General features: G+C 66.7%; 10 protein-coding genes. 3 read left to right on the top strand and 7 right to left on the bottom strand.

The genetic code is table 11. From position 1 onward, the window contains the following. Complete coding sequence (locus tag M3M27_RS01240; RefSeq protein ID WP_434026906.1) at positions 1–1161, bottom strand: putative peptide maturation dehydrogenase; 1161 nt, start codon at positions 1159–1161, stop codon at positions 1–3. Positions 1162–1279: 118 nt separating this feature from the next. Here M3M27_RS01240 and M3M27_RS01235 point away from each other — a divergent pair, with 118 nt between their 5' ends. Both M3M27_RS01235 and M3M27_RS01230 read left to right on the top strand, forming a co-directional pair. Further along, positions 1280–1603 (top strand): NHLP-related RiPP peptide, encoded by a 324-nt coding sequence (locus tag M3M27_RS01235; RefSeq protein WP_140725351.1) that lies wholly within the window; start codon positions 1280–1282, stop codon positions 1601–1603. A gap of 70 nt (positions 1604–1673) precedes the next feature. After that, a protein-coding gene (locus tag M3M27_RS01230) for an IS5 family transposase (RefSeq protein ID WP_113397323.1) occupies positions 1674–2440 on the top strand; the annotation gives its coding sequence in 2 pieces (ribosomal slippage) (positions 1674–1998 and positions 1998–2440; 768 coding nt in all). On the opposite strand, the gene M3M27_RS01225 is transcribed toward M3M27_RS01230, so the two are convergent. Next, positions 2399–3463, bottom strand: coding sequence for an alpha/beta hydrolase (locus M3M27_RS01225; RefSeq protein ID WP_434026905.1), 1065 nt, complete (start codon positions 3461–3463; stop codon positions 2399–2401). The genes M3M27_RS01230 and M3M27_RS01225 overlap by 42 nt on opposite strands. Positions 3464–3527: 64 nt before the next feature. On the opposite strand from M3M27_RS01225, the gene M3M27_RS01220 reads away from it, so the two are divergent. Then, positions 3528–4160 (top strand): TetR/AcrR family transcriptional regulator, encoded by a 633-nt coding sequence (locus tag M3M27_RS01220; RefSeq protein WP_113397321.1) that lies wholly within the window; start codon positions 3528–3530, stop codon positions 4158–4160. On the opposite strand, the gene M3M27_RS01215 is transcribed toward M3M27_RS01220, so the two are convergent. From M3M27_RS01215 to aceB, 5 genes are all read right to left on the bottom strand, one after another. Beyond that, a protein-coding gene (locus tag M3M27_RS01215) for an IS5 family transposase (RefSeq protein ID WP_113397320.1) occupies positions 4157–4923 on the bottom strand; the annotation gives its coding sequence in 2 pieces (ribosomal slippage) (positions 4157–4599 and positions 4599–4923; 768 coding nt in all). The two genes, M3M27_RS01220 and M3M27_RS01215, sit on opposite strands and share 4 nt — an antisense overlap. Positions 4924–5004: 81 nt before the next feature. After that, positions 5005–7545, bottom strand: a complete 2541-nt coding sequence (locus M3M27_RS01210; protein ID WP_434026904.1) for a putative peptide modification system cyclase — start codon at positions 7543–7545, stop codon at positions 5005–5007. A gap of 24 nt (positions 7546–7569) precedes the next feature. Then, positions 7570–8616: a GGDEF domain-containing protein gene (locus M3M27_RS01205; protein ID WP_140725113.1), complete on the bottom strand. Its 1047-nt coding sequence runs from the start codon at positions 8614–8616 to the stop codon at positions 7570–7572. 297 nt (positions 8617–8913) lie between these two features. Continuing rightward, on the bottom strand, positions 8914–10209 hold the full coding sequence (gene aceA / locus M3M27_RS01200; protein ID WP_140725110.1) for an isocitrate lyase: 1296 nt from the start codon (positions 10207–10209) through the stop codon (positions 8914–8916). 76 nt (positions 10210–10285) lie between these two features. Then, positions 10286–11983, bottom strand: coding sequence for a malate synthase A (aceB, locus tag M3M27_RS01195; protein ID WP_434026903.1), 1698 nt, complete (start codon positions 11981–11983; stop codon positions 10286–10288). Positions 11984–12049 lie beyond the last annotated feature (66 nt).

Below are 12049 nucleotides of genomic sequence, written 5' to 3'. Positions count from 1 at the left end.
TCAGGTCGCCGCCTGCATCCAGACCTTGCCCGCGGGATCGAATTCCGGCACCTGCATCCGCTGGCTCCGCCAGCCGAACCCGCAGGCGGCGATGGGACTTTCCTGCGCGGGGTCCATGCCCAGGTCCGCTTCGACGTCCATTTCGTTGATGGCCGCCGTCACGAAGGCCCCCAACCCGAGATCGTGGGCGCTGAGGTAGAGCGCCTGCGAAATATGGCCCGTTTCCAGCACCAAGGCGCGGTAAGCCTTGGCGTGCTGCCGGTACTTCCAGAAGCTCCTGGCGAAGCGCGCCGCGAGGATGACCAGCACCGGCGCGTCCGCGAACCAATGCTGGCCGGAAAGCCAGCGGCGCGCGAGCGACTCCAGCGAGCCGGGCGGCGCCTGCAAGGGCTCCAGCGCATGGTCGACGGGGTGATAGTGGTACAGCCCGGGCGAAACGCCGTCCACGCGCTGTACCAGCAGGTACGTGCCGATGGGATGCAGCCCGCCTCCCGAAGCGACGTTCTTCTTCAGGAAGGTGATGTCCTCGCGCTCGAGCGAGGCTTGCGCCATCACCACCCGTTGCAGCATCAACGCGAACGTCTCCCGCGAAAGCGCGCGCGCGCCGTCGAAGTTGCGGCAGGTACTGCGGGCGGCCCAATGCCGGTCCAGCGCGTCGTGCGCCGCATGCGGCAGGCGGAGGCGCCTCTCGCCGGGCACGCGCTCGGCCACGGCTGGCGGCGGCGTGCCCAGCCTGCGGCGCAGGCCGGCGATGTCGGTCATGCCGGCGGCCTCCATGGAGGCGACGCTGTCCAGGCCCCGCCAACGGCCATGCCGATGCGCCAATGCGGCCAACGGCCACCAGTGCGCGGTCCTTACCGCTTCGTCCCGGGAGCGGAAGCGATCATCGGGACGGTCGCTTATGAGCAGTCCCCGGTCCAGCATCCGCCCGGCCAGTTCGCCCGGCAGCGTGCCGGCCTCGATCCATTCCTGGCTCGAGATCGAGCCCAGCGCTTCGCGTTGTTCTCCATCGATCTCGACGGCTTCGTCCAGATGCGCCGCGTAGGCCATCCATCGCATCCGCCGCGCCAGTCCGGCGCCGCCCGCCAGCAACGAGCCGAGATCGAACGACGCCTCCTCGCGCGGCTCGACCATGACGATGGCGCAACGGCGGACGAGCATTCTTTCACCGGACTCGGTTACATTGGGCGCGGGGATTATCCATCGAAAGATGTTCTCGTCGCACGAGACGCATCGCGAAGCGATGTCCGCCTTTCATCCATCCACACTGGGGCAAACCATGGAAAAGAACGAAGCCGGCCATCCGCCGCTCGATCCCGCCGTCGCCGACCAACTGCTGGCCCGCCTGAGCGGCGATGACGCGTTCCGCACGCTGTTCGGGACGGATCCCGCCGCCGCGTTGCGCGAGCTCGGCGTGTCCGAGAGCGATGCCAAGGCCGCGGTATCGGGCGAGAGCTGCCTGCACGCGAAGCAATTGGCCAGCAAGGAAGAGATCGCCGGGACGCGCGAAGCGCTGCTGGGCTATCTCACGGCCCAGGGCTCCCATACCGTCGTGCACGCGTTCGAGGCCGGCCAGATCGCCACGGCCTTGCGCCTGGCCTAGGTTCTGTACTCATAAGTAGGATTCCGTTTGAAGTTGGATCGTGATTCAAGCTCCTTGAGGAGGAGCTTGAATGGCACGTTTCGATCTTACGGACCGGGAGTGGGCGCTGATCGCGCCGCTGCTTCCCAACAAGCCTCGTGGTGTGGCGCGGGCGGACGACCGGCGCGTCCTGAACGGGATTTTCTATATTCTGCGCACCGGCTCGCCCTGGCGCGACCTGCCCGAGCGCTACGGCCCCTATACGACGTCCTATAACCGCTACAATCGATGGGCCAAGGCTGGTGTCTGGCTACGGATTTTCGAAGCCTTGGCGGCTGCCTCGCCGCAGTCGATGCAGTTGATCGACAGTTCCATCGTCCGCGCCCACCAGCATGCCGCCGGCGGTAAAAAGGGGGTCCGGATCACGCCATCGGCCGTTCTCGTGGAGGACTGACCAGCAAGATCCATGTCGTGGTCGACGAGAAGGGACTGCCGGTCCGTCTCGCACTCACGGCTGGGCAGGCTTCCGACAAGGCCTCCGCACCCGATCTGCTGCAAGCCCTTCCGACCGCCGCCATCGTCGTCGCCGATCGAGGCTACGACTGGCAATACCTGATCGATCTGGTCAATGAGCGCGGCGGGCGGGCGCACATTCCGACGCAGCGCGACCGCAAGGTTCAACGGTCGGTCGATCCAAGCATCTACCGAAGCCGCAATCTCGTCGAACGCTTCTTCTGCAAGCTCAAGCACTTCCGACGGATCGCGACACGATATGACAAACTGGCGAGAAACTTCCTCGCCGCAGTCGCACTCGCATCAGCCAAACTGTGGTTGCGAACTTATGAGTCCACTACCTAGAACTGATCGCGATCTTTCATCCGCCGAGGCTGACGGTTTGAACCCGAAGCCTTCAGGATCTGCCCGAACTGCAGCGAGGAACGCGGCGATCCCGCGATTACCTGCCAGAGCAATTTCGCTATCGAACGAGTTGAACCCATGAGTGCCGCCCGGGTAGATTGCGAGCTGAGACACATTACCTGCCGCCTGCCAGCGCATGTGCATGAATAGGCTGTCGTCGATAAGCGGATCCACGGACCCGACGCTGAACAAGGCGGGGGGCAGATCATGCAGGTCGGCGTAAAGCGGCGAGATGCTGGGATCCTTTAGATCCGTGTCACCCGCGAATGCTGAAGTGAACTGGCGCATGGCGTCCAGGCTCACGAACGGCGCTCCCTGCGCTCGGAATACACTTGGGGTAAGGGATAGGTCGAAGCAGCCAAACAGTAGGCTGGCCGCCTTGAAGGCACCTCCCTTACCCTGGTCGCGCAAGCGCAGCAGGGTCAAGGCCGCGAGATTGGAGCCAGCGGACTCACCGCCAATCGCCAGCCACGAGGTGCCGAATTCGGCAGCAGCGTTGTCGATCAACCAGGACGCGACGGCAACGCTGTCGTCGATCGCTGCAGGAGCCGGGTGCTCCGGCGCCAGCCGATAGTTGAAGCTGACGGTAGCCATTCCGGCCTCCCGGCCGAAGAGTTCGAGCTGGTCGTCCCACGTGTCGTTGCTGCCGGCGATCCAGCCGCCACCGTGGATGTGGAGATAAACTCCGCGCACTTCGTTTGGAACAAGGATACGGAGTTCGATCGGGCCGCCCGGTCCTTCGATCATCATGGTCCTTGCGCGAGAGGACTTGGGTGACGCTGGCAGTCCCAGTTCCCCCTTCACATATGCTTCGCGCATCTCCTGCAGTCCTTCCATCGGCTTCATCGACGCCAGGTCCTGCGCGAGTTTCGCGTTCACTGCACGGGTCGAGTCGGAGATAGCTTCGTCACGGGTCAGAGCCGCGATCGGTTGGTCAGCTGAGACGAGATAGGGATTGTGCATCACACGGCGCTCCATATATCACAACGGTCGATGCGATATATAGTCCAGTCAGAGAATAACCACAATGGGTGATGTGAAAATAAAACGCGGCCGTGGTCGCCCCCCTGCCTTCGAGCGCGAAACTGTGCTGGAGCGTGCCATGCAGGTGTTCTGGGCGTCGGGCTACGAGGGGACGTCGATCCCGATGCTGACGGACGCGATGGGAATATCCGCGCAGAGCCTCTACGCGGCTTTCGGCTCCAAAGAGGCGCTGTATCGGGAAGCGCTCGATTTTTATGGGTCGACCATCGGCGGCTATGTGGTCAAGGCCCTCACCGAAGAGGAAAATGCGATCGATTCGGTCATCAGGGTTCTGCGAGAGTCGGCCGCCGCCTTTGGCCGTACGACCGGAATCCCAGGCTGCATGATTACGACGACGCCGGCCGATGCCAACCCGAGCCCGCTTGTGATACTCGGGCGCGAATTGCGCGCGGGTAGCGTAAGCATGGTCCGAGCACGATTGGAGGACGGCATTGCCAAGGGTCAGGTTCGACCCGACATCGACCCTTCCGGGTGGGCCCGCTACGTTGGAAGCGTCGTCCAGGGGATGTCGATACAGGCTCGAGATGGAGCGCCCGCCAACGAACTGCTGAACATTGCGGAAATCGCTGCTGAAACCTTGAATTCGATCAGGACAGCGCCGGAGCCTATCGCCTAGGTCGTGGACTCATAAGCTCTGAGCCACAGTCGAGTTGAGGCGAGCAGGACTGCGGCCAGGAAGTTCCTGGCGAGCTTGTCGAAGCGTGTGGCCACGCGGCGGAAGTGTTTGAGGCGGCAGAAGAAGCGCTCGACCTGGTTTCGCTGTCTGTAGACGGCGGGGTCGATGGAGCGTCTGACGATGCGGCGTGAACAGCTCGGTATGCTGGCTTCAGCTCCCGAGCGCTTGATCAGATCCAGCACGGCGTTTGAGTCGTAACCGCGATCGGCGATGACGTTGGTCGCGGTCGGCAGGCCCGCGAGAAGATCGGGCACCGCGCCCATGTCGGACGCTTGTCCGGGCGAGATCAGCAGGCGCACTGGTAGACCATCCTGATCGACCACAGCGTGGATCTTGGTGCTCAGTCCTCCACGAGAACGGCCAATGGCGTGATCCGGGCCCCCTTTTTTCCACCCGCGGCGTGCTGGTGTGCGCGGATGATGGAACTGTCGATCATTTGCATCGACTGAGGGGACTTGGCTGCCAAGGTCTCGAAGATCGCCAGCCAAATCCCCGCCTTCGCCCAGCGATTGTAGCGGTTGTAGACCGTCGTATACGGGCCGTAGCGCTCAGGCAGGTCACGCCACGGCGAGCCCGTTCGTAGTACGTAAAAGATGCCGTTGATCACGCGCCGGTCGTCCACCCGCGCCACGCCCCTCGGCTTATTGGAAAGGAGCGGCCCAATCAGCCGCCACTCCGTTTCGCTCAAATCGTAGCGCGCCATCCGAAGCTCCCTTCGGAAGCCTTGAATCAAGCCTCGACCTCAGACGCAACCTTTATGAGTACAGAACCTAGCCCGCGGGCTTCATCGCGCCGCCGCCACGGCCCGGCCCGGCGGCGGCTCCGGGCTGCCGGCCAAGCCCATGCCCTGCGATCGCGCCAGGGCGACGTCGGAAACGTTCATGCCCTGGAGCACCAGCGCGCCATAAGGCTCCATGTAGGCCAGGCCGCGGCGGCTGCCCAGCCACCGGTTCTCTTTCGCGGCTTCTTCCATGCGGCCCTGGTCCCGCAAGGCATCGCGCATGGCGACGTGCCTCTGTAGGAAGTCCGGATTCCCTTTCGATCCCGCCTCTTCGAGGAGCTCGACCGCTTCCCCGGGCTTGCCCTGCAGCCGGAGCTGTTCCGCCTGCAGGACCGCCAGCATGTTCGACAATGGCGGGCTCGCCGACTCGTCGGCGAGCCGTTCCACGAGCGCGAATGCCCTGCTCGGGATCCGCTGTCCATCGCGCTGGGCAAGGCGGATCGCAGCCATCGCCATCATGGCCAGGTCGTCGCGGCTGCCGTTGCGATCCGTGCCGGCCGCCTGCAGGATTTCCTCGACCAGGGGCAGGAGCCTGGGGCGCACTTCCTCCTTGCTGCCGCTGGCCTGGAGGATGCTCAATGCGGAGACCCTCAGGCCGTAGCGCAGGATGGGCGGTGCATCGTCCGTCGCTGCGTATATTTTCCGCGCGGCATCCCTGGCTCGATCGAGCCGGCCGGCATCGAACGGTATGGCCATCATTTCGAATCCGTTCGTCAGCGACTCGTCCAGCTTCAAGCCGTCGAGCATCGCCAGCGCCGCCGGGTAATCGCCCGCGGCCGCCAGCGCCGCCGCATGGCGGCGGTTCGGGCCGTATCCCCCCAGCTGCTCCGCCTGCAGGAATGCCTGCCGGGCCTCCCCGTACTTCTCCTCGGCCAGCAAGGCGCGTCCGCGCAGTTCGAAGGCGATGTCGCGCAGAGGATTCTGGCTGGCATCGAATTGCCGGGTCTTGCGCCTGGCGGAGGCGAAGTAGCCGTTGCCGAAGTCCAGCCAGGCGGACTGGGCCGGGCCGGCAAAATAGTCCGGGTACATCTGCGCCAGCATGTCCCACTTCGCGCGCGCCTCCTTCCAGGGTTGTCCTTCCAGCTCGGCCGTCCAGGCATCCAGGTACAGGGCATCGCGCGGGGGCAACGACGACCTGAGCTCCTTCGCCTTTTCCAGGTACGGCAGCGCGGCCTGGTTGTCGGCTGTCGACAGGTAGGTCCGCATCACGCCCAGGTAAGCCAACGCGAAGCCGGGATCCAGGTTTATCGATTGCTGGAAGTACTGCCTGGCCTCGGCGAACTGGCGCCGGGCGTAGTGCTTGCTCGCCAACGCATAGGCGCGCAACGCATCGAAGTTCGAGGTGGCGACCTTGGGCAGCGGGGCCGAACGGTCGATGTCCCGCATCGCCTCGCCCAGCTTTTCCCGCAATCCGTGGCTGAGCCGGTCCAGCGACGCGAGCATGTCGCTTCCGTCGTTCCTCTCGTTCACCACATAGACGGTGGCCTGGCTATGCGGGTCCACCACCTCGATGCTGAAGTGCGTCTGCCCGGCAACGCTGGCCACCGTGGGCAGGATGACCGCCCTGGCGCCGTCGCGCAGGGCGACTTCGGAAGCCAGCTGCCGGTCCAGGACCGACGCGTTGGGATCGCGCCGCATCAGCGCGAGCGTCTGGCGTATCTTCAGGTCGCTGAGGACGTTCACGTACCGCGATTGCTCGAGGCTGATGCGGAACGCCTGCTCCAGTGAATCGTCGAGCACGGATTCGCCGGTCAGGTTGCGCATGTCCGCGACGACGACCCAATCGCGCTCGGCGAAGGCGATCGCCGGCTCCGGCTGGGTCGCGAACCAGGCGACGACGCAGATCGCCGCGACCGCCGCGACCTCGGCGGCCAGCGCCATCGGCCGCCGCCACAGCGGCACGTCGCGCCACGCCTTGGGCGAATTCCTCGGCGAACGCAGCGGCGCGATGCCGATCTCGCCGACCTCGTGGACCTCCTGGGCCATCGGCACGCCCTTGAAGCGCCAGCGGCCGTGCGACTTCCACAGCAGGCGCTCGCCGCGCTCGCCCAGTTCGCGCGCGGCGCGGCGGGTCAGGGATTCGGCGACGGCGGAAAGCAGTATCTGGTCTGGCCGCGCGAGCATCATCAGCCGCGCCGCCATCGGCTTGGCCAGGCCCTCCACTTCCACCGGCTTGGCGCCGATGCTCACCGCCTCCTCGCTGTTGCGCCAGGTGAGCACTTCGCCGACGTGCAGGCCGGCACGCGCCTGCAGCCGGATGCCGTGCGCCTTGCCCAGTTCGCGCAGGCCGCGCGCGTAGTCGAGGGCGAAGCCCAGGCCTTCGAGCGGGCGCTCGAACAGCAGCAGCATGCCGTCCGAGCGGTCGATCAGGCGGCCGCGCCATTGCCGCTGCAGCTTCAACACCAGGTGGTCGTGCTCGCGGAACAGCTCGGCGGCGGCGCTGTCGCCGAGCTTCTCCACCAGCTCGGTGGAGCCGCACAGGTCGGTCAGCAGCAGGGTGCGCAGCTTGGGCGCGTCGAGGCGGGGCTGGTGGGCATCGTTCATCGACGGAGCTCCTGGGCCCTGCCGTCAACCCGCCGCGGTCGGCGCGTCGTCCATGCCATGCAGGCGGTTTCCGCCCAGGCGCTTGGCTTCGTAGAGCGCGTTGTCGGCGCGCGCGTACCACTCGTTCCAGCCGCCGGCGCCGTCGACCACGCTGATGCCGATGCTGACCGAGCAGATGTGCGGGATGTCGCCGGCGCGCTCCAGCTCGCCCTGCACGCGCGCGATCACGCGCTCGCCGATGCGGTACAGCTCCCGCTCGTCCTCGACGCCGACGAACATGCAGAACTCGTCGCCGCCCAGCCGGCAGGCCAGGTCGCCCTCGCGCATCACCGAGCGCAGCACCTGCGCCACGTTCTGCAGCACGCGGTCGCCGACGATGTGCCCGTACTCGTCGTTGACGTGCTTGAAGCGGTCGCAATCGACCAGCAGCAGGCCGAAGCCCGGCGAGCGGCCGCTGCGGCGGCAGTCCTGCAGGTGCAGGGCCAGGCCGCGGCGGTTGTACAGGCCGGTCAGCTCGTCGGTGCGCACCAGCTCTTCGGTCTGGTTGAGCTGGTGCGAGGTGGCATGGAGGTTGTCGAGCGCCTGCTCGAGATCGTGGTTGCGGCGGCGCAGCTGGCGGATCAGCAGTTGCTCGTTGTTGACCACGCGCAGGATGGTGCGGCGCAGGAAGTGCGCGATCAGGCCGGGATCGAAGTCGACCAGCTGCTGGAAATCGTTGTGGTCGAGCTCGATCAGGCGGCACGCGGTCGCCGCCACGGCGTCGGCGCTGCGGGCGTGGTTGCCGATCAGCAGGCCGAGTTCGCCGAAGAACTCGCCGGTCGTCAGGTGCTTGACGATCAGGTCCTCGCCGAAATCGAGATCGACCTCGCCCTCCAGGCAGACGTACATCTGCGTCTGGATCTCGCCGCGGCGGAAGATGACCTCGCCGGCACGGAAGGCGCGCTCGCGCCCGAACCTGGCGAACAACGCCAGCTCGTCGGCCCCCAGCACCGCATTCAATGCGTTGGGCAGCTTATCGACAATATGGCCGGTCAGGTCGACCGACCCCGGCACCGCGCTTTCGCAGGTCATCCCCTTGGTCCTACGCCTGGCGAGGGCTGCCAGTCAGCCCTCGATCTTACCAGCCCGCTTCCCGGTCTTGTTTGCCATCACAGTAAATCTCACAAAATTTTGAGACAGGACGGAGCGGACCGACCCAAGGCCGATCCTAGCGCCGTGGCGCACGCCTGGAGTATGCATTCGCGGCATGCAGGCAAAAAAATACCGGCATGGCGACGGTGGGGACGCCCCGGTTTGGGACTCGCAAAAAAAGGCCCGGCGAACCGGGCCGGGCCCTCCCGAGGGCCAGTAGCACTGCCGGAGCCGGGCTCAGGCAGCCTTCTCACCATGGAATTGGGCTTCCTCGGTCGAACCCTTGAGGGCGGTGGTCGAGGATTGGCCCTGCTGGATGGCCTGGGTGACCGCGTCGAAGTAGCCGGTGCCGACCTCGCGCTGGTGCTTGACCGCGGTGAATCCCTTCTCGGCCGCGGCGAACTCGGCTTCCTGCAGCTCCACGAAGGCGCTCATCTGGCGGCGCGCGTAGCCATGCGCCAGGTTGAACATGGAGTAGTTCAGGCTGTGGAAGCCGGCCAGGGTGATGAACTGGAACTTGTAGCCGTAGCTGGCGATCTCCTTCTGGAAGCGCGCGATCGTGGCGTCGTCCAGGTTCTTCTTCCAGTTGAAGCTCGGCGAGCAGTTGTAGGCCAGCAGCTTGCCCGGGAACCTGGCATGGATCGCCTCGGCGAACCGGCGCGCGAACTCCAGGTCGGGCTTGCCGGTCTCGCACCACACCAGGTCGGCGTAGGGCGCGTAGGCCAGGCCGCGGCTGATCGCCTGGTCCAGGCCGTTGCGGGTGCGGTAGAAGCCCTCGACGGTGCGCTCGCCGGTGGTGAAGGGCCGGTCGTTCTCGTCGATGTCGCTGGTCAGCAGGTCGGCGGCCTCGGCATCGGTGCGCGCGACCAGCAGCGTCGGCACGCCCATCACGTCGGCGGCCAGGCGCGCGGCGTTGAGCTTCTCGATCGCCTCGCGCGTGGGCACCAGCACCTTGCCGCCCATGTGGCCGCACTTCTTGACCGAGGCCAGCTGGTCCTCGAAATGCACGCCGGCCGCGCCGGCCTCGATCATCGCCTTCATCAGCTCGAAGGCGTTGAGCACGCCGCCGAAGCCGGCCTCGGCGTCGGCGACGATCGGCTGCAGGAAGTCGACCTCGTCCTTGCCCTCGGCATGGTGCAGCTGGTCGGCGCGCAGCAGCGTGTTGTTGATGCGCCTGACCACCGCCGGCACCGAATCGGCCGGGTACAGCGACTGGTCCGGGTACATCTGCCCGGCCAGGTTGGCATCGGCGGCGACCTGCCAGCCCGACAGGTAGATCGCGTTGAGGCCGGCCTTGACCTGCTGCATCGCCTGGTTGCCGGTCAGCGCGCCCAATGCGTTGACGAAATCCTTCTCGTGCAGGTAGCGCCACAGCTTCTCCGCGCCCAGGCGGGCGAGCGAGTGCTCGACGTGGACGGTACCGCGCAGGCGCACCACGTCCTCGGCGCTGTAGTTGCGGGTGATGCCCTTCCAGCGGGGATGGGTGTCCCATTCGCGCTGGATGTCGGCGGCGGTCGGCAGCTTGGTGGTCATCGTGCGTTCTCCGTTGGATGGGGGTGCTGCGCCTTTGTTCGTCATTCCCGCGGAAGCGGGAATGACGGAATTGGCGTCAATCGATCAGCGTGTAGGCCGGCAGGGTCAGGAACTCGGCCAGCTCGTCGGCGCGGCTGAGCCCGTCGAGCAGGGCGATCGCCTCGCCGATGCGCGCCGCGCCCGGCAGGCCGGCCTGGTTGCCGAGCCGCGCCGGCAGGTTGCGCAGCGTGGTCTCCAGCAGGGCGAAGTCGATCGCGGTGCCGTCGTCCAGGTGCCGGCCCGGGGTGTGCAGCCACTGCCAGATCTGCGCGCGGCTGATCTCGGCGGTGGCGGCGTCCTCCATCAGGTTGTGGATCGGCACGCAGCCGTTGCCGTCCAGCCATGCCGCGAGGTAGCGCACGCACACCTCGACGTTGCCCTCGAAGCCGGCGCGGGTGATCGTGCCCGGGCTCGGCGCGATCAGCGCGTCGCGCTCGGCCTGCACGTCGTTGCGCAGCACGTGGTGCTGGTTCGGGGTGGGCATGTGCTCGTCGAAGATCGCCTTCGCCACCGGGATCAGCGCCGGATGCGCCACCCAGGTGCCGTCGTGGCCCGCGGTGACCTCGCGCAGCTTGTCGGCGCGCACCCGCGCCATCGCCTGCTCGTTGGCGGCCTCGTCGTGGTTGATCGGGATCTGCGCCGCCATGCCGCCCATCGCGTGCGCGCCGCGGCGGTGGCAGGTCTTGATCAGCAGCTCCGAATACGCCTTCAGGAACGGCTGTGTCATCGTCACCTGGCCGCGCTCGGGCAGCACGCGGTCGGCATGGCGGCGGAAGGTCTTGAGGTAGGAGAAGATGTAGTCCCAGCGGCCGCAGTTCAGGCCGGCGATGCGATCGCGCAGCACGTACAGGATCTCGTCCATCTCGAACACCGCCGGCAGCGTCTCGATCAGCACGGTGACCTTCATCTGCGCGTGCGGCAGCCCCAGCATCGCCTCGATGTGCGACAGCGCGCTCTCCCACAGCGCCGCCTCCTCCATCGACTGCAACTTGGGCAGGTAGAAGTACGGGCCGCGGTCCTTGGCCCTCAGCGCGCGCGCGTTGTGGAAGGCGAACAGCGCCGCGTCGAACAGGCCGCCGCCGATCGGCTGGCCGTCGACCAGCACGTGCTTCTCGTCCAGGTGCCAGCCGCGCGGGCGCACGATCAGCACCGCCTGCTCCTCGTACGGGCGCAGCGCGTAGTGCTTGGCCGGCGTGTCGAAGGCGAGATCGCCGCGCACCGCGCCGATCAGCGCGCGCTGGCCGGCCAGCAGGTTCTTCCAGGTCGGCGAGGTCGAGTCCTCGAAGTCGGCCATGAACACCTTGGCGCCGGAGTTCAGCGCGTTGATCACCATCTTCGGGTCGGTCGGGCCGGTGATCTCGACCCGGCGGTCCTGCAGCGCCGCCGGCAGCGGCGCGACGGTCCAGTCGCCGGCACGGATCGCGGCGGTGTCGGCTCGGAAGTCCGGAAGCCCGCCCCGGTCGAAGAACGCCTGGCGCTCGCGACGCGCGGCCAGCCGGGCCTGCCGCTCCGGCTCGATCGCCCGGTGCAGCGAGACCAGCAACCCGAGCGCGGCAGGCGGGAGCAGCTCGGACTGGCCGGCGACCTGGGTGGTCAGGGTCAGGCCGGGGGTCGGCCGCTCGACGGGTTCGGGACGGGGGGCGGAGGTGCGGGGTTCCTGCGGGGGATTCGTTTCCTTCGCCTCCCCGCACATGGACGTGCGGTGCTCTTGCGAGGGATTCGCGTACATCGACATGGTGGATTCCTGCGCTTGCCGGGGGCCACCACCATCCCTCCAGCGGGAAGTATTTGACAAAATAGT

It is taken from the genome of Xanthomonas boreopolis, from assembly GCF_046529185.1.
Classification (GTDB): domain Bacteria; phylum Pseudomonadota; class Gammaproteobacteria; order Xanthomonadales; family Xanthomonadaceae; genus Pseudomonas_S; species Pseudomonas_S boreopolis.
This window is presented reverse-complemented; position numbering and strand designations above follow the sequence as displayed.